General features: G+C 38.5%; 27 protein-coding genes (1 of these 27 running past the window's edge). 1 reads left to right on the top strand and 26 read right to left on the bottom strand.

Annotated features, from left to right (window positions below):
- Window positions 1–31 precede the first annotated feature (31 nt).
- The 17 genes from NSQ61_RS15545 to metG all read right to left on the bottom strand — a co-directional run bounded on the left by NSQ61_RS15545 (window position 32) and on the right by metG (window position 15,106).
- Window positions 32–259, bottom strand: a complete 228-nt coding sequence (locus NSQ61_RS15545) for an anti-sigma-F factor Fin family protein (RefSeq protein WP_340807499.1) — start codon at window positions 257–259, stop codon at window positions 32–34.
- A gap of 76 nt (window positions 260–335) precedes the next feature.
- Window positions 336–893 carry an aminoacyl-tRNA hydrolase gene (pth, locus tag NSQ61_RS15550; protein WP_063387578.1) on the bottom strand — a complete coding sequence of 186 codons (558 nt, stop codon included), beginning with the start codon at window positions 891–893 and terminating at the stop codon, window positions 336–338.
- 80 nt (window positions 894–973) lie between these two features.
- Window positions 974–1,588, bottom strand: coding sequence for a 50S ribosomal protein L25/general stress protein Ctc (locus tag NSQ61_RS15555; protein ID WP_340807501.1), 615 nt, complete (start codon window positions 1,586–1,588; stop codon window positions 974–976).
- 190 nt (window positions 1,589–1,778) lie between these two features.
- On the bottom strand, window positions 1,779–2,735 hold the full coding sequence (locus NSQ61_RS15560) for a ribose-phosphate diphosphokinase (RefSeq protein WP_063387580.1): 957 nt from the start codon (window positions 2,733–2,735) through the stop codon (window positions 1,779–1,781).
- A gap of 19 nt (window positions 2,736–2,754) precedes the next feature.
- A complete protein-coding gene (gene glmU / locus NSQ61_RS15565; RefSeq protein ID WP_063387581.1) occupies window positions 2,755–4,134 on the bottom strand; it encodes a bifunctional UDP-N-acetylglucosamine diphosphorylase/glucosamine-1-phosphate N-acetyltransferase GlmU in 1,380 nt (459 codons plus the stop codon).
- Window positions 4,135–4,789: 655 nt separating this feature from the next.
- Window positions 4,790–5,083: a septation regulator SpoVG gene (gene spoVG / locus NSQ61_RS15570; protein WP_063387582.1), complete on the bottom strand. Its 294-nt coding sequence runs from the start codon at window positions 5,081–5,083 to the stop codon at window positions 4,790–4,792.
- Between the two features lie 160 nt (window positions 5,084–5,243).
- Window positions 5,244–5,618, bottom strand: a complete 375-nt coding sequence (gene ridA, locus NSQ61_RS15575; RefSeq protein ID WP_063387583.1) for a 2-iminobutanoate/2-iminopropanoate deaminase — start codon at window positions 5,616–5,618, stop codon at window positions 5,244–5,246.
- A gap of 35 nt (window positions 5,619–5,653) precedes the next feature.
- Window positions 5,654–6,475, bottom strand: a complete 822-nt coding sequence (gene purR, locus NSQ61_RS15580) for a pur operon repressor (protein WP_063387584.1) — start codon at window positions 6,473–6,475, stop codon at window positions 5,654–5,656.
- A 56-nt stretch (window positions 6,476–6,531) separates the two neighbouring features.
- Window positions 6,532–7,401, bottom strand: a complete 870-nt coding sequence (ispE, locus tag NSQ61_RS15585) for a 4-(cytidine 5'-diphospho)-2-C-methyl-D-erythritol kinase (RefSeq protein WP_063387585.1) — start codon at window positions 7,399–7,401, stop codon at window positions 6,532–6,534.
- A 149-nt stretch (window positions 7,402–7,550) separates the two neighbouring features.
- Window positions 7,551–7,739 carry a small, acid-soluble spore protein, alpha/beta type gene (locus tag NSQ61_RS15590; RefSeq protein ID WP_063387586.1) on the bottom strand — a complete coding sequence of 63 codons (189 nt, stop codon included), beginning with the start codon at window positions 7,737–7,739 and terminating at the stop codon, window positions 7,551–7,553.
- A gap of 136 nt (window positions 7,740–7,875) precedes the next feature.
- A complete protein-coding gene (gene veg / locus NSQ61_RS15595) occupies window positions 7,876–8,142 on the bottom strand; it encodes a biofilm formation stimulator Veg (RefSeq protein ID WP_063387587.1) in 267 nt (88 codons plus the stop codon).
- A gap of 191 nt (window positions 8,143–8,333) precedes the next feature.
- Entirely contained in the window at window positions 8,334–9,230 is an 897-nt protein-coding gene (yabG, locus tag NSQ61_RS15600; protein WP_063387588.1) for a sporulation peptidase YabG, read from the bottom strand.
- Window positions 9,231–9,305: 75 nt separating this feature from the next.
- Entirely contained in the window at window positions 9,306–10,184 is an 879-nt protein-coding gene (rsmA, locus tag NSQ61_RS15605) for a 16S rRNA (adenine(1518)-N(6)/adenine(1519)-N(6))-dimethyltransferase RsmA (RefSeq protein WP_340807504.1), read from the bottom strand.
- Window positions 10,138–10,746, bottom strand: coding sequence for a ribonuclease M5 (rnmV, locus tag NSQ61_RS15610; protein WP_186439261.1), 609 nt, complete (start codon window positions 10,744–10,746; stop codon window positions 10,138–10,140). The genes rsmA and rnmV overlap by 47 nt, the downstream gene beginning before the upstream one ends.
- Before the next feature lie 129 nt (window positions 10,747–10,875).
- Window positions 10,876–12,063, bottom strand: coding sequence for a G5 and 3D domain-containing protein (locus NSQ61_RS15615; protein WP_066247264.1), 1,188 nt, complete (start codon window positions 12,061–12,063; stop codon window positions 10,876–10,878).
- A gap of 235 nt (window positions 12,064–12,298) precedes the next feature.
- On the bottom strand, window positions 12,299–13,066 hold the full coding sequence (locus tag NSQ61_RS15620; RefSeq protein ID WP_063387590.1) for a TatD family hydrolase: 768 nt from the start codon (window positions 13,064–13,066) through the stop codon (window positions 12,299–12,301).
- A 96-nt stretch (window positions 13,067–13,162) separates the two neighbouring features.
- Complete coding sequence (gene metG, locus NSQ61_RS15625; protein WP_094244833.1) at window positions 13,163–15,106, bottom strand: methionine--tRNA ligase; 1,944 nt, start codon at window positions 15,104–15,106, stop codon at window positions 13,163–13,165.
- A 315-nt stretch (window positions 15,107–15,421) separates the two neighbouring features.
- On the opposite strand from metG, the gene NSQ61_RS15630 reads away from it, so the two are divergent.
- Window positions 15,422–15,706: an AbrB/MazE/SpoVT family DNA-binding domain-containing protein gene (locus NSQ61_RS15630; protein WP_063387592.1), complete on the top strand. Its 285-nt coding sequence runs from the start codon at window positions 15,422–15,424 to the stop codon at window positions 15,704–15,706.
- A 31-nt stretch (window positions 15,707–15,737) separates the two neighbouring features.
- Here NSQ61_RS15630 and rsmI read toward each other — a convergent pair whose 3' ends face one another.
- The 9 genes from rsmI to NSQ61_RS15675 all read right to left on the bottom strand — a co-directional run.
- Window positions 15,738–16,613 (bottom strand): 16S rRNA (cytidine(1402)-2'-O)-methyltransferase, encoded by an 876-nt coding sequence (rsmI, locus tag NSQ61_RS15635; RefSeq protein ID WP_066247202.1) that lies wholly within the window; start codon window positions 16,611–16,613, stop codon window positions 15,738–15,740.
- Window positions 16,614–16,661: 48 nt separating this feature from the next.
- Complete coding sequence (locus NSQ61_RS15640; protein WP_066247199.1) at window positions 16,662–17,399, bottom strand: tRNA1(Val) (adenine(37)-N6)-methyltransferase; 738 nt, start codon at window positions 17,397–17,399, stop codon at window positions 16,662–16,664.
- A gap of 72 nt (window positions 17,400–17,471) precedes the next feature.
- A complete protein-coding gene (gene yabA, locus NSQ61_RS15645; RefSeq protein WP_063387595.1) occupies window positions 17,472–17,837 on the bottom strand; it encodes a DNA replication initiation control protein YabA in 366 nt (121 codons plus the stop codon).
- Between the two features lie 13 nt (window positions 17,838–17,850).
- Window positions 17,851–18,678, bottom strand: a complete 828-nt coding sequence (locus NSQ61_RS15650; RefSeq protein ID WP_063387596.1) for a PSP1 domain-containing protein — start codon at window positions 18,676–18,678, stop codon at window positions 17,851–17,853.
- Between the two features lie 2 nt (window positions 18,679–18,680).
- Window positions 18,681–19,673, bottom strand: coding sequence for a DNA polymerase III subunit delta' (gene holB / locus NSQ61_RS15655; RefSeq protein WP_063387597.1), 993 nt, complete (start codon window positions 19,671–19,673; stop codon window positions 18,681–18,683).
- Between the two features lie 16 nt (window positions 19,674–19,689).
- Window positions 19,690–20,130 carry a YaaR family protein gene (locus NSQ61_RS15660; protein WP_144598260.1) on the bottom strand — a complete coding sequence of 147 codons (441 nt, stop codon included), beginning with the start codon at window positions 20,128–20,130 and terminating at the stop codon, window positions 19,690–19,692.
- Window positions 20,131–20,142: 12 nt separating this feature from the next.
- Window positions 20,143–20,472, bottom strand: coding sequence for a cyclic-di-AMP receptor (locus NSQ61_RS15665; protein WP_063387599.1), 330 nt, complete (start codon window positions 20,470–20,472; stop codon window positions 20,143–20,145).
- Between the two features lie 109 nt (window positions 20,473–20,581).
- Window positions 20,582–21,217 carry a dTMP kinase gene (tmk, locus tag NSQ61_RS15670; protein ID WP_063387600.1) on the bottom strand — a complete coding sequence of 212 codons (636 nt, stop codon included), beginning with the start codon at window positions 21,215–21,217 and terminating at the stop codon, window positions 20,582–20,584.
- Between the two features lie 5 nt (window positions 21,218–21,222).
- Window positions 21,223–21,433 carry the final stretch of an aminotransferase class I/II-fold pyridoxal phosphate-dependent enzyme gene (locus tag NSQ61_RS15675; protein WP_340807508.1) on the bottom strand. It continues 1,229 nt past the right edge of the window, so only the last 211 of its 1,440 coding nucleotides appear in the window; its start codon lies off the right edge, out of view; it ends in the stop codon at window positions 21,223–21,225.

The following is a 21,433-nucleotide window of genomic DNA, read 5'->3' on the forward strand; positions in this document are numbered from 1 at the left end:
TGGAAATTTTGAAATCAAGTTTCCAAAGCTTTTACTGTATAAAATTTTCATATTGATGAAAATCGGGATTTCGCTCTAGCGCCTCCTGACAATCTTCACAAATACTTTTGACATGAATATCACCGTTTGGAAGATACTCGATCATTTCTTTCCGCTCTTCATTCGTTAAATGATGAAATCCTAAATCGATGCTAAAAACAGATTTTTCAACGCTACCAATTTTGACGCCGCAATGGCGGCAATAATAATGAAGCGGCATCCTCCAACCTCCTGCACTTGTGGAATGAAAGGTTTTATGATTATTATGAACGGCAGGAGCCATTTTTATACGTTTGTTAATTGTATTCGTTCATGACTTCTAAGAATGGCGTGTGTATCCATTTTTCACATGCACTAGCCGATCGATCAACGGAATGTTGAATATGGTGCATTTCTTCTTCTGTAAATTTTCCTAATACATAGTCGACGATATCCATCGCGTGTTTCGGACGGCCAATCCCAATTCGAATCCGTTTAAAATCTTCCGAACCTAAATGCTGAATGATAGATTTCATTCCGTTGTGACCACCAGCACTCCCTTTCATTCTAAGGCGAATCTTGCCTACAGGCAAATCTAAATCGTCATATATTACAACCAACTGTTCAGTTGGGACATTGTAATAATTCAGTAAAGGACGAATGCATTCACCCGATAAATTCATAAATGTAAGCGGTTTTATCAATAATATCTTTTCATTTGAAAAATGACCGATACCGTATATTCCGTTAAATTTGCTTTCATTTAAAGATATGTTTAAACGCTTTGATAATTCATCAATTACCATAAACCCAACGTTATGTCTAGTTTGTTCATATTTTTTTCCAGGATTCCCAAGCCCTGCTATTACTTTCATGAAATGTCCCCCAATTTTTTATGATAGTGAGATGACAATTAATAGCATAAAAGACGTAACCAAAATAGGTTACGCCTAATTTATTCTTCTACAGCTCCGTCTTCCTTCTCTTCACTTTTTTGCTCATCAGCCGTATCCAAGTCTTCATTTTCCGGCGGCAGGATGGTTGCCACAACCGTTTCAGGCTCATCTAAAATTTTAAACTGTCCATCTGTTTGAATATCTTGTATATGGATTGTATCATCTATTTCTAAATTTGTTACATCGACTTCAATCGCCGAAGGAATATGAGCAGGTTTCGCTCTCACTTCCACCTCATGTGTTGTCTGCTGCAGCACACCGCCCTCTCTTACTCCTTTTGCTTCTCCAATTAAGACAATTGGTACTTCGATATCTACTTCATCATCCATATCGACAACATAAAAATCCGCATGTATAATCGTGTTTTTCATTGGGTCATGCTGCAGTTCGTACAGGAGGGCTTGATGGTTTTCGCCGTCAAGCTGAATGTTCAACATCGCATTGCGCCCTTGTTCGCGCAAAATTTTTAACAATTCCGATTCGCTCACTAAAATCGCTTTGTTCTCTTGTTTTTTTCCGTAAATTACGGCAGGAATTTGTCCTTGCTTTCTAGCTTTTCTTCTTGACGAATTGGTAAATGATTTTCTTTCTTTTGCATGTATGACTGCTGTCATGGTAATCCCCTTTCTTTCAGACTTTTTTTCTAACAACTCAATTCGAAAAAAGCCTTCTTACTACTATTGGTTTCCCATCATCACAAAGTCTAAACATGCTAATGAAAGAAATAATCAACTCACAACTCGCAAGGAAGATCCCTATAATATTATAATCTGCTAAAATCGTTTAAAAGTCAAAGACAAAATATTAGTCAAAAAGCACGCTGACCGATTGTTTTTCATGAACACGGATGATCGCTTCACTTAGCAATGGAGCGACAGAAAGCTGAATCAGCTTTTCAATTTTTTTCTCTTCCGGCAAAGCGATTGAATTCGTTACGACTAACTCTTTAATCTTCGAGTTTTGAATTCGTTCTATCGCAGGTCCAGACAACACCGGATGTGTACAGCAGGCATAAACTTCCCTTGCCCCATGCTCTACTAGAGCATTTGCCGCAAGCGTAATCGTTCCTGCTGTATCGATGATATCATCAATTAAAATGGCTGTTTTGCCTTCGACATTCCCAACAATGTTCATAACTTCAACCATATTTGGCTTAGGACGGCGCTTATCGATTATGGCAATTGGCGCCTTCAGCCGATCTGCCATTTTTCGTGTTCTCGTCACACCGCCATGATCAGGAGAAACAATGACAATATCATCAAAGCGTTTTTCCAAGAAATAATCTGCTAAAATCGGCACTCCCATTAAGTGATCGATAGGAATGTCAAAGAAACCTTGGATTTGCGGAGCATGCAAATCAAGAGTAATCATCCTTGTCGCGCCTGCAGTTTCCAATAAATTCGCAACAAGCTTAGCAGTAATAGGTTCTCTTGCACGTGCTTTCCGATCCTGCCGCGCATAACCATAGTATGGCATAACAATATTAATGGTTTTGGCAGATGCACGTTTAAGCGCATCAATCATAATGAGCAATTCCATTAAATGCTCATTGACTGGATCACTTGTCGATTGGATCACGTATACATCGCAGCCGCGAATGCTTTCTTCAATATTAATTTGAATCTCCCCGTCACTAAATCTCGTAACCGAACTTTTTCCCAAATCGACTCCTACTATATCCGCGATCTCCCTGGCAAGGGCTGCGTTTGAGTTTAAAGAAAAGATTTTTAAATTTTCGTCTTTATAACGATTTTTTGTCATTGTAAAGGGACCCTCCAAATTACGATTTTTTACCATTCATTTTTTCGATGACGTATCTCTCTTTATTCACTTGACGAGCCCTTGCGATCGATAATGCGCTGCCAGGGACGTCATCTGTAATAGTTGATCCGGCTGCTACATATGCTCCTTCGCCAATCGTAACCGGCGCAATAAGGTTTGAATTACATCCAATAAAGGCTCCGTCTTCGATTTTCGTTAAATATTTATTTTTCCCGTCATAGTTAACTGTTATCGAACCGCAGCCAAGATTCACCCCATTCCCAACTTCTGCATCTCCAATATAGCTTAAATGGGATGCTTTCGATTCTTTTCCAATTTTAGATTTTTTGACTTCGACAAAATTCCCAATTTTTACTCCATCGTCAATAACGGAGGCTGGGCGAATGTGTGCGAACGGACCGATGTTAACCTGATTTCCGATCTGACTGTCATGAACAACAGAATGACGGATGTTCGTATTATGGCCAATTTGGCAATCTTTAATTTCGGAGTTGGGACCGATTTCACATTCCTCTCCGATGACCGTTTTACCGATAATGACTGTACCCGGATAAATGACAGTATCTTGTCCGATCTCTGCATCTACTGATATATATGTATTATCAGGATCGACAATTGTAACTCCGTTTTTCATATGCTTTTGATTGATTCGCCTTTTCATAATAAGCTCCGCTTGCGAAAGCGCTATGCGGTCGTTTACCCCTAACGTTTCTTCAAAAGAATCTGTTTGAAACGCTGAAATGATTTCGCCTTTTTCCTTCAAAATCTCAATTACATCCGGCAAATAATATTCGCCTTGCGCATTGTCATTATTGACATGCTTTAAAGCTTCAAATAAGGAAGCGTTATCAAAGCAATAAGTTCCCGTATTAATTTCTGTCACAAGACGTTCACTTTCTGTAGCATCTTTATGCTCAACTATTTTTTCAACCAGCCCTTCTTCATTGCGGATCACTCGTCCATATCCAGTCGGATCATCCGCTTCTGCTGTCAGAATGGTGGCTTTTGCTTTCGTTTCCAGATGATGCTTTAACAATTTTTCAAACGTCTCGCTGGTGATCAGCGGCGTATCGCCACAAACAACAATTGTCGTTCCTTCTTTCCCCTCAAGATATTGAGCCGCCTGCAAAACAGCGTGAGCAGTTCCAAGCTGCTGCTCCTGCAAAACATACAATGTCTGTTCGCCGAGCTCTGATTTTACTTTTTCCGCACCATGACCGACGACGGTAATGATTTCGTCAACTTGAAGCTTGGAAACATTGTCTATCACATGCTGTACCATAGGTTTACCGCAAACAGGATGCAGCACTTTATAGAGCTTTGATTTCATTCTTGTTCCTTGCCCGGCTGCTAAGATGACTGCAAAACATTTCTCCATTTATAGGCCTCCAATACCCTTTTTATCCATAAAAATCTTATCTTAAATAATGTTCTATTTCAAGAAATCTTGTGTGATTCCGTAAATTTCCGTTTCACTCTATTTTTCTCGAAAAAGGTACAGAAATAGGATAGGAATTTTATTAAAAATCTACGAGGAAGCCCTAAATTTTATGCTTCTTCCCTCTTCTCTAAAGGCCGGTTTTGATACTTTGACGAAAAAACAAGAAGGAAAAGAACGCCTGATTGGAGGCCTTAACACAAAAAAAAATTCATTTCAGCAGAACAACATTGCCTAAAGTTTTTTTGATTCATTCGATTGCTTCCTTTCGATGAACCAGATTTTCTGACGGTGGCTGAACGTAGAAGGTTATACTTGGATGCATTGTTGTTCAACGAAGTTGATTTACGATTTACAGCTCTGCATTTTTTCAAATGCCGATGTATGAACATTAATTTTTGAAACAAATACCATTTCCTATACAACCATCAGACTTGATGATCAATAGCTGCATAACAATTGAGTATGTAAGAAAAACAAAGGAGGCCATCTATTCTTTTGCAAACGTTTACTAAATCGTATTAGTGAACAGATCCTTTAAAAAAGAAAGGGTCTTAAGCTGAATGCTTTAAGCCCCTTCTTTTACATCATATTTTTATGAAGCCCCTGCTTCTTCATATTCAAAATCTTCCGTCTCACCTAAACGGTGATATTCAGCTAGAACAGCGTCTTGAATTTTACCGCGAGTATTTGAATTAATAGGATGTGCAATGTCTCGAAACTCTCCATCCGGTGTACGTTTACTAGGCATTGCTACAAAAAGGCCGTTATTTCCGTCAATTACACGTATATCGTGGACGACAAATTCATTATCCAATGTTATGGACGCAATCGCTCTCATCCGACCTTCTGTATTGACGCGGCGCAATCTTACATCTGTCACTTCCATCCTGTTCACCACCTTTTTCTTCGCAAAAACTTTAGTAACCATAATTCAACAATTCAACGGATTTTTAAATTTTCCTTCTTTTCACACAAAAAATTTTTGGGAAAAATAAAAAAATAAAAAAGGATCCGATTCGCAAAACGGATCCTGAACAATCAACCTTTTATTTAACTAAAGCAATCACTTCAATTTCAACGAGGACATCTTTCGGAAGTCTTGCAACTTCCACACATGACCGAGCAGGCTTATGCGTTTGAAAATATTCCCCATATACTTCATTAAAAGCAGCGAAATCGTTCATATCTTTTAAAAATGCGGTTACTTTGACGACAGTTTCCAACGAAGCGCCTGCTTCTTCCAATACACCCTTTAAATTCGCGAAAACTTGGTGAGTCTGTTCTTTAATATCTCCTTGTACCAAGTTTCCTTCAGGGGTTAAAGGAATTTGTCCAGAGCTATAAAACATGTTATTCACAATAATTCCTTGAGAGTATGGTCCGATTGCAGCCGGAGCCTTTTTTGTTGAAACGACTTTCATTTTGAAACACTCCCTTACGATTCATTATTTTTATGCTAGAGGAAATCGAAATAATTTCCTTTACTAACTTGTATGGATCGTTCCTTTTCATTCATATCGGAAAGTTTTAAAATGGAAATATATTCATTTACAAGCCGTTCATCCACGCTTTCTGATTCCACAAGAACCCCAATTCCTGAAACATTTGCGCCAAATTCAGACAGCATGCTGATCATGCCGTTGATCGTTCCTCCGGCCTTCATAAAGTCGTCAACAATTAACACATTCGATCCTTCTTTTAAGCTCCTCTTTGCAAGCGTCATAGTTTGGATTCTTTTCGAAGAGCCTGAAACATAATTAATGCTTACCATCGGCCCTTCTGTCACTTTATTGTCACGGCGAACGATGACAAAGGGAACATCCAAATAGCTGGCAACTGCATAAGCAATTGGGATTCCTTTCGTAGCTACAGTCATGACGACATCAATTGTACGATTCGCAAAAACCGAAGCAAATAAACGCCCGATTTGATTCATCATTTTTGGATTTCCCAGTAAATCTGTTAAATATAAATAACCTCCAGGCAAAAGCCGGCTGGGGTCTGAGACTTTCTCGCACAGTCTTTGAATAATTCCATTTGCTTCGTCCCTCGTCACCTTCGGAATAAATTTGACACCGCCAGCTGCGCCTGGGGTTGTGATTAAAGTTCCGATCCCTTGTTGCTCAAAGGTTTGCTTTATGATCACTAAATCCTCGCTAATGGAGGATTTAGCTGATTCGTACCGTTCAGAGAAAAAAGTTAATGGGATGAGCGCATGTGGATGATGAAGCAAATAGTGTGTCATATCGACAAGTCTCCCACTGCGTCTAAATTTCATAGACGAACCTCCAAATTCCGAATGTTTTTAAAGTAAATATAACTTAATATTCGCATTTAATCAAGGGCTATCCGATCCCCAAGCATTCTGACTGCATACACTTGATCGCAAAATCCCCTCAAGCCGTTATAAACACGATGAAGCCTCGACTCGTGTTGAACAAGTCCATATACTGTCGGTCCGCTTCCGCTCATTAAAACAGCATCAGCTCCAAAACGTTTCATTTGTTCTTTAATCAAAGCAACTTCCGGATACATCTTCATTGTGACCGACTCAAGGACATTTCCAAGCTTCGCACAGATTTCTTGATAATTTTGATCCTTTATCGCTTTGACCATTCCACTAACATCAGGATGCTCAATGTCATTTATCTTTAAATGTCGGTAAATTTCAGCAGTGGACACACCGATATCAGGCTTCGCCAACACGACCCAGCAATGCGGAGGAGGATCAATCAGCTCAATTTTTTCGCCTCTTCCGGTCGCCACAGCTGTGCCTCCGTAAACACAAAAAGAAACATCTGAACCAATTTCTGCTCCAAGTTTCGCAAGATCATCAAGGGAAAGATCCAAATTCCATAGTTTATTTAATCCCCTTAACGTTGCTGCTGCATCACTGCTCCCTCCTGCAAGGCCCGCAGCAACAGGGATGCACTTTGAAATCGTGATTGCCACACCCTTTTGAATCCCGAAACGGTCCTTTAAAAGCTGTGCCGCTTGGTAAGCTAAATTCCGATCATCATCTGGCACAAATCGATTATGCGATATGATACGTATTTTATTTTCATCAAGAAGCTTCAGCTCGATTCGATCAGCTAGATCTATGGTCGTCATGACCATATTCACTTCATGGTATCCGTCAGATCTTTTATGTAAAACATCTAAAGATAAATTAATTTTTGCCGGAGCTTTTTCCAATACTCGCAAATACATTCACCTACTTTTTCGTTCTGACAAAATGTATTCACATTGTACCATAAATAGGGATATAATAGCATAATTCGACAAAATCCGTCCATTGAAAACACAAAAAAATGCCGGCCCAAACTATGAGCCGGCCACCCGAATGTCTGCTTTTAAAAAGTTTTGCCGTTTTGCTTAGCCAATTGCTCTTCTGCAATCTCGATCGCCCGTTTTACCATGTTTCCGGCATCACGAGCCCGAATGGCTCCCCATCCTTCATTTTTGACCGTTTCATAAAAGCCCAATTCCTTAGCCAATTCATACTTAAAGCTTTCTGACATAATGCCTCGGCGTCTAGCCATTCTTTGACTCCCCCTTAAATAAAAACAGACATTCCCGCGGATTTTATCCGCTTACTGTTAGTTTCAAGCGAAAAGCTTGATTTATGCTTTTAAAAAAATGCCAGAGAAAAAAATAAAAGCAGCAAACAAATTTCGTTTACTGCCCGCCCATTGCAACATTGTTGTTTTCATCTATAAAAGTAATTTGGACTGTTTCCGTTAACACATCTGCATAGCTGTATGAAACGCGTTCAAAAGCATTTTCTTCCTGGTCAAGTTCAATCACAAAAACCGATGGATACGTCTCGGCTAAAACGCCTGAACGTTCAATTGTTTTTCTACGTCCGCCATTCGCTTTTAATGTTAATCGACGGCCTAGATTAGAATCGAGAGCTTGTTTAATATCGGATAACGTTTTTGCCATTGGAACCACCTCACAAAGTTCATTATACACAGAATCGACTAATAAGTCAAATAAATTTTTTATTATAACAGCCTTTAAACATCTGTGTCAACGTTTTCTTTTCAACAAATTTCTCTAATACTTGTCATAGTTTTCCCGTTTTTGCAAAAATTATATGGATTTATCCAAAAAAAAAAAAGCAGTCCAAACGTTTATTCGTTTTGACCTGCTTCCTCAATATATCGGTTAAATGGTAAACCTGACCGCATGACGCCCTTTGTTTCAATGCCTCCTAATCCTTTTTCCCGCGACAAGGTGTTTCGAAGTACATCCCAAACATTAATACGTTCTACAAAAGGAGTAAAGCTGATTTTAGAAACAATATACACAGGATCTAAAGCATGAATGTTCACTCTTGACGGTGAACTTGCAAAATTGGCCCCAGCTCTTATTAATGACTCAAAATGAGATTGGCATGCACCGGCAAAAATAATCAGCTGATCAAGCCCGGGAATTTTTTTCCGCGCCTTCCTGACCGTTTTAATAAAATCCTTCGAGTGTCGGTAAGCATTCAAATCCAATATTGTCCCTTTATGCTTCGAATAAGAATCATGTCCAGTAATGACTAGTATATCCGGCCGATATTTTTCTAAAAGCTCATCAATATGATCAGCCATTTCGTTTTCTTTTAAATGTATGCCGTGAACAGGAACACCAATTTTTTCGTATAAATTTAAGCATTTTTCCAAATAATTGGGGTCGCCATCTACATGTAATACTCTGCCTGGAATATGAAAACATTCATTTTGATATTCAAATTCGGACGAAGCGTAAAATTCTTGTTTTTCACGAGATAGATCATAATCTTGCTTCAGGAGATAAAGCGTATTTTCTATTTTTTCCCTTTCTTGTTTTTCACGTATTTTTTGTTCTTCTTTATTCATGATGACTAAGTCGTCATACGGGGCATCAGCAATTAAACGGACGTCCTGTCCTGAAATAAGGGCAATCAGACGGCCAGTATGATCCTTTTTTATTTCTAAGATCCGAAAAAGCAAATCGCACTGATAAGACTTTCTGGCCACTATCATCCCCGGCTTTATTAGCATAATGTTCACTCCGAACGGGAATAGTTTTCTTTTCTTCTTTAACGTATGTCTTGCTTTTCAAAATGGTGATTTACCCTATTTAAATATTTCGTAAAGTCTGTCGCTCAATAAAGCAAATTCTTCAATGGTCAATGATTCCCCCCTGCGCTTTCCATCGATTCCTGCTGATGTCAAACATTCTTCAATTATGTTTTTATTCGCCTTCCCATTGGGTAAGTTGTTGAGTAAATTGTTCAATAACGTTTTTCTTCTTTGAGCAAAACTTGCTTTTACTACTTGAAAGAAAAATGCTTCATTTTTGACATGAATAAGCGGTTCTGGACGCAAATCGAGGCGAATGACAGACGAATCCACGTTTGGCTGAGGAATGAATACTGTCTTCGGCACCGACATAACCGTTTTCGCTTCAGTGTAATATTGGACGGCAATGGATAATGAGCCGTAATCTTTTGTTGACGGTTTGGCAGCCATTCGTTCTGCTACCTCTTTTTGAAGCATGACGACGATCGCTTTTAGTGGCAAACGGTTTTCCAAAAGCTTCATAATGATCGGCGTGGTGATATAGTATGGCAAATTGGCGACTACCATGACTTCACGGCAATTGTTCAATTTTTTTTCAATGATTTCGTGGAGGTTTGCCTTTAATACATCTTGATAAATGATTTCGATATTTGAATATGGAGCTAAATTTTCTTCAAGAATCGGAAGCAGTCTGCCATCGACTTCAAAGGCAATAACTTTCTTAGCATTTTTTGCCAATTGTTCTGTTAATGCGCCGATCCCTGGACCTATTTCGATGACTCCTGTTTCTTCTGTTACACCTGCACGCTCAATCATTCGATGCAATATGTTCGGTTCCACAATAAAGTTTTGCCCTAGGCTTTTTTTAAAAGAAAAGCTGTATTTTTCAAGAATTTGTTTCGTTCGGCTTAACGTTGCTATTTCTTTTTCCATCTGCCTCTTCCTCCTTTAAGATCGCCTCAATTGCCTCCAAAAACGCTTCTTTCGTAATATGAAACATTGCCAAGCGTTTCATTAGCTGTTTTCCGTTAGCATAGCCGATTTTTAGCCGCTCTCCAAGCTTTTCCCTCCGCTTTTTTGCCGTTGGGCCGCCAATTAAACCATAAAAAATCAAATCTAACATGGAAATGCTGCTTTTCCATTCGTTCATTTCCTCTCTCACCGAACGCAGCGCTTTCCGAATAGATTCTGCGCTGGCATGCTCAACGCCAATTCCTCTCCCGTTTTTTGCTCTGGCCTCATTGCGTGGCAAAAAGGCATGTTTGCATCCAGGAACATGTTCAGCTATTGTTTTGCGAATTTTTTCTCCCGGAGCGTCAGGATCCGTAAAAATAATAACTCCCCGCGTGTTTTGGGCAAGGCGTATTTGTTCAATAATCGATTGATTAATGGCAGAGCCGTTCGTTTCAATCGTATCGGCATCCACTGCTCTTTTTATTGCCAGCGTATCATCTTTACCTTCAACGATAATAATTTCTTTTATTTTTTTTTTCATTTTTTCCTCCAAAACTTGAAACCTTTTTGTAATATTTGTCGTCAAATTGTATAAAAGGCTACTGATTTCCAATTATAACGTAAAAAAACAGAGGGTCGAAACCCTCTGTCAAAACAGCACTCGATAAAGTTAACGTAAAACCCTTATTTTGACCTTTTTTCGACCCCATTGATATGCTTGAGACTTATTTGGGAAAAATACGTCAATTTTATTTCCGGAAATTGCTGAACCAGTATCGGCGGCAACTGCATATCCGTATCCTTCAACATACACCTTTGATCCGAGCGGAATGACAGACGGATCAACTGCGATTACCTTTGCATTTGGATTTGAGCGCAAATTGTACCCTGTTGCTGTTGTGCCTGAACAGCCATTGCAGGATGCTGTATATGCAGTAGCCGTCACATAAAATTCTTTAGACTTGCTGCCAGTTCCTCTTGAAGCTAGTGCAGGCTGCGAAGAAGCTTTTGTCCCGACAACAACAATTTTATCTTTGCTTTCCTTCGTTGTTACAGTTTTTATAAGCTTACGGGAAATTTCTTTTCCATTTTCCAAAATGACTTCAAACTGTTTTTGGCGTGTTCCTTTTTCGCCTTCTTGAATCACTTTTTTCGTTCCTTCAGCTAAATTTTTATCTGTACGTTGAACGATTTTAAATACAATTGGTTCTTCCACTACATCGGTGACTTTTTCTACTCTGGTAATTTCTACATTTGTGTTTTTATTTAACACTGTTGTTAGCCCAGGCTTTACTTTATCCATTGGATTCAATTTTACGTTATGTTCCTTTAAAAAGTCAGCGACAGTAGTCGAAGTAGACCAAATCTGTTGGTTTTTCCCACCAATATTTAAAGTGATAAGATGCGCTTTATTCACCTTTAGTTCCATGTTTTTTTCAATTTTTGCATCTAATGCTGGTAGAACTTCATCTTTTTCGGTAATGGAAATTTTTTGCTGCCTTAAAACATCTTCTACCGTATCAGCAGTTGTGAAAATCTTCCTTCGCTCATTGTCTACAATCAGCTGGACAGGTTTGGCATATTTTATCACTATATTCATGTTGTCTTGAATGTCCCGATGTTTCGCATGAGAAATATAATCATTAGCTTGTAATTTTATATCTAATTCTTTCAAAAGATCACTGACTTGGTCTGCATGGGTCCTTACTTCCTCTGTTTTCCCATCAATAGTGACTCTAACAGTATCTTTTGTTCCTTCATAGCCCCCATACGTTGCTCCTGTGCCAATTAAACATACACCGACTGCAGAAAGGACATACTTTTTTCTCTTGGAAAGGTTGGATACCATATTTTTCATGTTTTCAATCACGAAAACGCCTCCTTCTCCTCCGTGAGATTATATAGAGTATTTTTAAACCTGTCAACCCTCCTGCACTTTTCTCGTTTTTTGTAACTATTATCTTGAAGTTTGAACAAAAAGTGAAGAAAGACTTCTCGACACGTTTATCCTATGAGGAAAAGAAGACGTGTAGAACTTTTTTGAATCATTCTTTTTTCAGACAAGCTTGAACAAGCTTCGACAGAAATCTTTATCATGAAATGCCGAATAATTTTTTTCCATTTCTGGTTGTAATTTTTGCTATTTCTTCAAAGGTGAGTCCTTTCAGCTCTGCAATTTTTTCTGCGATATATTTGACATAGCTTGGTTCATTCCGTTTGCCACGGAATGGATGAGGGGTTAAATAAGGACAATCGGTTTCAATTAATAATCGGTCCAATGGAATTTCCGCAGCTACTTCTTTTGGTTTTTTTGCATTTTTAAATGTAACAGGACCGCCGAACGAAATATAGAAATTCATGTCCATACATTGCTTGGCAACCTCTAAGCTTCCGGAAAAGCAATGCATGACTCCGCCTACTTCCTTCGCATTTTCCTCTTTTAATATTTGAACAATGTCTGCAGTTGCTTCTCTGTTATGAATAATGATCGGCAGCTGTACTTCCTTTGCTAATGCAATTTGCTTGCGAAACACTTCTTTTTGCACATCCTTAGGTGATTTATCCCAATGATAATCCAGGCCCATTTCACCTAGTGCGACAACTTTCGGATGGCTGGAAAGCTCTCTTAACCAATCTAAATCGTGATCCGTCATATCAATGGCATCAACCGGATGCCAGCCGACAGCTGCATATATAAAGTCATACCTTTCAGAAAGCTCTATAGCCTTTGGAATTGTTTCGCGGTCAAAGCCGACAACAACGATAGTTTCCACTTTTTCTTGAAGTGCCCGGTCAATTACTTCGTTTAAATCCTCCTCAAATTGCACCGCATTTAAATGTGCATGAGTATCAAACAGCATATTTTGACATCCTTTCCAATCATTTTTTCCCTTTTTCGATAAAAGGGAAAGAGGTGTTCCACGTGAAACACCCCAAAAAAACATTCTTCGACAAATTTATTTGATTTTCGTTCCATTCGGTAAATCTGAATCGACGGTAGCAAGCGACAAGGTTCCGTTTTCTTCCCCTGCCAAAATCATTCCTTGCGACAATTCTCCACGCAATTTTACCGGTTTTAAATTTATTGCACAAATAACTTTTTTGCCGATTAATTGTTCAGGCTGATAATATTTAGCAATTCCAGAAACAACTTGGCGTTTTTCAGATCCTAAATCCAACTGAAGTTTTAACAGCTTGTCTGCTTTTTCTACTCTCTCCGCTTGAATAACCTCCGCCACGCGTAAATCCACTTTCATAAAATCATCAATTGTAATTTCATTCTCATCATCTGCTGTTTCTTTTTTAGCCTCAGGTGCCGATCCTTTCATCTGCTCTTTTATATAGTTCACTTCCTGTTCAATATCTAAACGCGGAAACAGCGGCTCTCCTTTTTGCACCCGAACCTCTTCCAGCTGCCCAAACTTATGAATGGATTCCCAATTTTTCAAATGATCGTCCTCTACACCTATTTGCGCAAAAATTTTATCCGGTGTTTTTGTTAAAAATGGTTTTAATAAAACGGCTATATGTCGAAGCGACTCAGCCAAATGATACATGACGGATGCAAGCTGATTTCTTTTTGACTCGTCTTTTGCCAGTACCCAAGGCTCCGTCTCATCAATGTATTTATTTGTCCGGCCAATAAATTGCCATAGGGCTGTCAGCGCAACGGAAAACTCCATTTTATCCATGGCTTCTTCGTACTTTTTAACTGTTTCGGTTCTGAATGTGCGAAGAGCCTCATCGTAAGGCGTTTCATCCGCTTGTTCTTTTTTTACAATGCCGTCAAAATATTTATCGATCATGGCCACCGTTCGGTTTAGTAAGTTTCCTAAGTCATTAGCTAAATCATAGTTAATGCGCTCCACAAAGCCTTCAGGAGTAAATACTCCGTCCGCTCCAAACGGAACTTCACGCAGCAAATAATAGCGCAAAGCATCAAGCCCATAACGGTCAATCAATGTAACTGGATCCACAACATTTCCTTTTGATTTAGACATTTTTCCGTCCTTCATTAACAGCCATCCATGTCCAAACACTTTTTTAGGAAGAGGCAGATCAAGCGCCATGAGCATAATCGGCCAGTATATCGTGTGAAAGCGGACAATCTCTTTCCCTACTAAATGAACATCTGCAGGCCAATATTTTTTAAATTTTTCTTCATTCTCGGTTCCGTAGCCGAGCGCCGTAATATAGTTTGTCAATGCGTCAATCCAAACATAAATAACATGTTTTGGATTACCAGGAACTTTAATGCCCCAGTCAAAAGTCGTCCGGGATACCGCCAAATCTTCCAGCCCAGGCTTTATAAAGTTATTGATCATTTCGTTTTTTCTTGATTCCGGCTGAATAAACTCTGGATTTTCTTCATAAAATTGCAGAAGCCTGTCGACATATTTGCTCATTTTAAAGAAATAAGACTCTTCTTTTACCTTCTCAACAGGGCGGCCGCAATCAGGGCAATTTCCGTCCACTAGCTGTCTTTCTGTAAAAAACGATTCACAAGGCGTACAGTACCATCCTTCATACTCATCTAAATAAATATCTCCCTGCTTTACTAGACGGTCGAAAATTTTTTCTACTACCTTCTTATGTCGCTCTTCAGTCGTTCTTATAAAATCATCATAGGAAATATCTAATTTTTTCCATAATTCTTTAATCCCTGAAACAATATCATCAACATACTTTTTAGGAGATACTCCTTTTTCCTCCGCTTTTCGCTGGATTTTTTGCCCATGCTCGTCAGTTCCCGTTAAATACATGACATCATAACCGCGAAGGCGTTTATATCTCGACATGGCATCGCCGGCTACCGTTGTATACGCATGACCGATATGTAATTTATCGCTCGGATAGTAAATGGGCGTCGTTAAATAAAATGTTTTTTTTCTGTTTTCCACAATATTAATCCTCCTTTGCCACTACATTACAGAAAAGCTCTCGTCAGTTGGACGAGAGCGACAAAACCAAGCATTGATTACATATTCTATGATACCATCATAGCCTGTTTTATCAAGAAAATATACATAATCTTTCATCATCTTATAAGATTTACACAGTTATTTAAATTGAACAGTATTTCGAATCAAAAGGATTGACGTTTATTGGAAAAACTGTTATTCTATTAATTGACAATCGCAAATGTCGAATAATGGCGAAAAAGGGAGTATATAGGCGATAAATCTTTATTTTACAAATGGGAGGAGACAAATTTTATGAAATCTACTGGAATTGTTCGTAAAGTTGATGAGTTGGGACGCGTAGTTATTCCGATTGAATTGCGCAGAACATTAGGAATTGCTGAAAAAGATGCTTTAGAAATTTATGTGGATGACGACCGCATCATTTTGAAAAAATATAAGCCTAGCATGACTTGTCAAGTAACTGGAGAAGTTTCTGATGATAACTTCCAGCTTGCAGGCGGAAAAATTGTTCTTAGCCGCGAAGGTGCAGAGCAAATTTTAAAAGAAATCCAAACCATTTTGGAATCTTCTAAATAAAAAGTTAAAAGTCCCTACTATTCAGGGACTTTTATTTCAAATGATACTCCTGATACACTTCCCGTTTTGGCAAATTTCGATCCAATGCGGCCAATTTTATCGCTTCTTTTGATGGATAGCCTTTTTCTATATAATGTTCAACATGTTCTTTAATCGTCCATTTACTCCACCATGTTTCTTTGTTATCATCGGGAGTATTTTCTTGACTGCCTTCAATGATTAAACAAAACTCCCCTTTGATTTCATGATTTTCCGCCCAATCTAATAGTTCATCAACTGTCCCCCTCACAAACTCCTCATACATTTTTGTTAACTCTCGAGCAACAGCTATTTTCCTATTGCCAAAAAATTCATGAATATCCTTTAACGTTTCAACGAGTCGATGAGGAGATTCATAAAGGATAATGGTTTCTTTCTTATTTTTTAATTGCTCCAATTGTTTTTTCTTTTCTTTTTTCTTGTGATGTAAAAATCCAAAAAAATAAAAAGGCTGAGGCGCAATTCCTGAAGCGATCAATGCCGTTAATGCAGCATTAGCCCCCGGAAGCGGTATAACCGGATAATGATGGTCTAAAACTAGCTGAACAAGCTCACTTCCTGGATCAGAAATGGTTGGCATGCCGGCATCGCTGACAAGTGCAACTTTTTTCCCTTCTTCAATCATTTTCATGATCTGTCTTCCGCTCGAATTTTTATTATGTTCATGATAGCTGATGATGTTTGTATCAATATGATAATAATGACATAATTTTTTCGTTTGTCTCGTGTCCTCCGCTGCAATAACGTCACACTCTTTTAACACACGGATTGAACGGAACGTCATATCTTCTAAATTTCCGATCGGCGTCGGCACTAAATATAGTGCGCCCTTCTCTACATCTTCCGCATAGCTTTTTTGCTGCCACATCCCTATTCACCACCATAATTTATACATTCCGCTTTGGTCACATTTTATTTACCCGTACAATATTTTTTGAACTTCATCCGTATAATTGTTTTGATCATCGTAAACGATCAATGGGGGTAGAATTTTTAAATCAGGATTCCCATCTTTTATTCCTTCTACTAATAAAGTATTTGCTTCCTTTCCAAGCTTTGGATATACAAAGCGAATTCTTTTCGGTTCCACTCGATATTTTTTCATGAGTTCGATCATTTCTAAAAATCGTCCTGGACGATGGACAAAGGCAACTTTTCCCCCCGGCCTTACCAATTGGCTGCTTACACGTATAGCATCTTCAAGAGTGCATAATATTTCATGCCTTGCAATCGCAAAATATTCGTTTTTATTTAACTCTTCTTGTCCCGGCGTTTTGAAATAAGGGGGATTGCATGTTACAACATCGAACTTCCCATACCCAAGCTGTTTCGGCATGTCCAAAATGTCGCCGTGAATGATCTTTATTTGATGTTCAAGGTGATTATATTGGACAGATCTGACAGCCATATCAAACAGCCGCTTTTGTATTTCCACTCCTGTGATCGTTCCTTTTGTTCTTGTGCTTAATAAAAGTGGAATCACCCCGTTTCCTGTACAAAGGTCAATCAAATTCCCTTTTTGGATCGGGACATACACAAATTTTGCGAGAAGAACTGCATCGAGAGAAAATGCAAAAACTGAAGGACTTTGAATGATGCGCAAATCTTCCGCTAACAAATAATCCAGCCTTTCATCATCGTGCAAATATACCATGTAAATTTCCCTTTCTTGAGATTACTTACTCGTCCTAGTCATAAGAAAAGCCTCCTGAAAAGGAAGCTGCACTTACTTTTTATTTAAAAATGAGAGGCAGAACAGGCAATCTCCATCTTTCCTTACACTGCCATAATGCAGATTACAAATATGAAATCCTTCCTGATAAAGTCTTGCCAGGTTATCATACCCTTCGCCAATATCTATATGTCCAAGCTTTTTTTCCTTCTTCTTAGCGCTTTTCAATTCTTCTTGTTTCAAATTCATTTGATCAAAAGAAGACATTCGTTTGCGCAAGTGGTCGTTTTCCAATTTTAAATGTTGGTTTTCTTCAATTAATTCTCCTATATGCTGCTTTAATTCTCCTAATTGGCGGTACAAATAACCAATTTGTTCCTCCAGCAATGTCACAGCATCAAAAATTTCTTTTTTGTTCACTGGTTTTCCACCTCTAATCTGTGAACTCCATAGAAACAGCATCGTCTTGTATTAATTCTTCCCATGTGTATTCAACGACGCGATCGCGATTGATCAGTTCAACTTGCAGCACACGTTCTAAAATATTTAGTCCGACAACCTTTCCTGTTCCATTCGGAGTTTCTATAGTATCTCCAATATCCGGAAGTTGCTCTTTTGCTGTTTCATATTCATCATTCTCATATTTTAAGCAGCACATTAATCTTCCGCATAACCCCGAAATCTTTGTAGGATTCAAAGACAAATTTTGATCTTTCGCCATCTTAATCGAAACAGGCTCAAAATCCCCTAAAAATGTGGAGCAGCATAGCATTCTTCCACAGGGGCCGATTCCGCCAAGCATTTTCGCTTCGTCTCGCACCCCGATTTGTCGAAGTTCAATTCTCGTTTTAAAAATAGAGGCCAAATCTTTTACAAGCTCGCGAAAATCAATACGCCCGTCAGCAGTAAAGTAAAAAATGACTTTGTTGCGGTCAAATGTATACTCTACATCGACAAGCTTCATCTCTAAACCGTGTTCTTCTACTTTTTTTAAACAAATATCCATCGCTTCTTTTGCTGCCCTGTTGTTTTCTTGGACAATCATCCGATCCTTTTCATCAGCTTTCCGAATGACTTTCTTTAATGGAAGCACAATATCATGCTCTTCCACTTGTTTTTTGCTGACTACTACTTTTCCATATTCAATCCCTCTGATTGTTTCAACAATGACATAATCATCAAGCTGTATATCAAAACCATTTGGATCAAAATAATAAATTTTTCCCGCCTTTTTAAAGCGAACTCCTACAACATCATACAAGCTTATCCCTCCTGCAATGTTAAAACCAAATCTTCCATAAGAAGCTGCGGATTAACATTGAAATTTAACCGTTTTTTTGCATTCAAAATGGAGACGATTTGGTGTAAAACAGTTCGTTGGCCAAGCTTTAGCCCTTGCTGTTTTAACATTGGCAATATATCTAAATAAACAACGTCATCTTCATTTCCGATTTGAATTGATAATAAATCTTTATATAAAAATAGGAGAAAATCCAGTCCCATTTCCATTTGCTCTTTATCTGCAAAAAAAGGCACCCAATGATTATGAATAAAAAGCAATGCATGGTCGGGACGGGAGTCCAATACTTCATATAATTTTATCACTTTGGTTCTTGCTTCCGCAAACCAATCGTCACGGCTAAGTGAAAATGCTTCTTCAATATTATTGGTAACTTGACTGACGAGGGCAGCTATATGACTTGGAGTTCCTTTTTTCTCAAGTTCCTGCTGAATCATTTTTGGGGGAATGGGTTGGAAGGTTAATATTTGGCATCTAGAAAGAATTGTCGGCAACACTCGATGAACTTGATTTGTTATTAATATTGCCATTGTTCCTTCCGTCGGTTCCTCCAAAAATTTCAATAAACTGTTGGCCGCATTGACAGTCATCTGGTCGCATCCAGATATGATATAAAGCTTCCGGTTCGATTCAACGCCCGTTTTTGCAAATTCCTTCTGCAATGCTTCTATTTGTTCTTTTTTGATTGATAAGCCATCAGGCTCTATAAAGTGAAGATCAGGATGATTTCCGCTCTCAACTCTCTTGCAGTTTGAACATTGTCCGCACGGTTTATAATTTTTCTCCAAATGCTCGCAAAAATAACTTTTTGCAGTTAAAAAAGCAGCATCCTTTTTTCCTGTGCCCTTTTTCCCTTGAAATAAATAGGCGTGGGCCAATCTATTTTTCTTAAAAGAATTTTGTATTATTTTCAATACTTTTGGCTGAAGTTTTTCGAGTTCTTCCCATGTTTTCATTTATTGTACCACTCGCTTACGTATATAAATTCACGATCAGCCCTTTTATTTCCCCTATTTTCCCTAAAATGTTTACGGCATCTTTTTCTTTATTTAAAATTTCTTCGGTCAATTCCACCAGCTTTTGGTCAATTTGGGAAACGATTTTTAAATTCCGTCTGTTCCCATAAAAATCCCAGCTCTTTGATTCTTTGACACCCATTCCGAATTCAATCGTTTCACGAATAAGCCGCTTTACTAATCTTTTAAACTTAGACAAATCATGCATATTTCTCGATTTACTTAGACGTTCTCCGGCTTTCTCCAGTTCATTTAAAAGCTGTTTCCATTGTTCTTCATGGAGCTTGGATTCATGCTTTTCAACCATTTGAGAAAATATTTTAGATCTGTTTTGTGTTCCGTTCTGTTCAATTGTTTGTTTAGGCAGTATTGTTCTTAAATCTTCATTTACTTTCATTTGCTCTCACCTTTAAAATTGATGAAATTGTTCAACTGGAAGGACAAAAACAGTTGCACCGCCAACCTCAATTTCAAGCGGATAGGGAACGTAAGAGTCGGTATTCCCGCCTATCGGTGAAACTGGAGCAACAAGCTGTTGGCGAGATTGGCAGTTCGTTTTAATGATATCGAGCGCTTTTTGCACACGAATGTCTTCTGTTCCAATAATAAAAGTAGTGTTGCCGGACTTTAAAAATCCCCCGGTGCTTGCAAGCTTTGTCACACGAAAGTTATGTTCCGTCAGGGCTTTTAATAAGCGGTTGCTATCTTGATCCTGGACAACAGCCATAATCAATTTCATACGGAAAAGCCTCCTTATTAATAAAAACGGAAAAGCAGGACATCTTGCCAGGACATTTTGCAGCGAATATCAATTTTTCTTCATTATATCAAGCTTGAGAACGATATGACTACAATGTTTCCTTCCAAAATAAGTCCAATGCACTCTCCGCTTCAAAAAAAACTTTTTCTAAAGGCTGATCTGCATTGATCACTTTTATTCTATTCGGAAACATTTCAATGATTTTCTTGTATCCTTCATAAACCTTTTGATGGAAATCCAATTTTTCCAAGTCAAGTCGATTGATTTCTCGATTTTGATTGCTAGTTATTCTTGCTAATCCTTTTTCCGGCAAAATATCAAAAAACAGCGTAAGATTGGGCATCATGCCGGTTATTGCAAATTGATTTATTTCAAGCACCTCTTGAATCCCGAGACCTCTTGCATACCCTTGATAGGCTAAAGAACTGTCAACGAATCGATCGCAAAGTACAATTTTTCCTTTATGAAGAGCGGGAATTACTTTTTCGACTAAATGCTGTCTTCTCGCGGCAGCATAAAGAAGCGCCTCGGTCCTTGCATCCATCTCTGTATGTTCTTTATGAAGAATAATTTCCCGAATTTTCTCGCTGATGACAATACCGCCTGGCTCGCGCGTCACGACAACGTCTTTTCCTTCTTTTTCTAACTTTTTTTCAAGCTTTTTAATAATTGTCGTTTTCCCCGCTCCTTCAGGTCCTTCAAACGTAATAAAAATTCCTTTCATTAAGATCACCTTTTCCTGAAAATAGAAATAAGGCCTTCTGCTAATTTCTTTCCTCCTTGAAAATTAGCACGCAGCTCCATTAACCTTTTCAACGCTTCAATTTGATTTTTTGTAATTTTTTCTCCTCTCATCAAAAGCGGTATTCCCGGCGGATAAGGAATAATCATTTCAGCAGAGATCTCTCCTATCGCTTCTTCTAATGATACAAATGTTTTT

Origin of the sequence: Aeribacillus sp. FSL K6-1121, assembly GCF_038003725.1 — a bacterium.
Classification (GTDB): domain Bacteria; phylum Bacillota; class Bacilli; order Bacillales; family Aeribacillaceae; genus Aeribacillus; species Aeribacillus composti.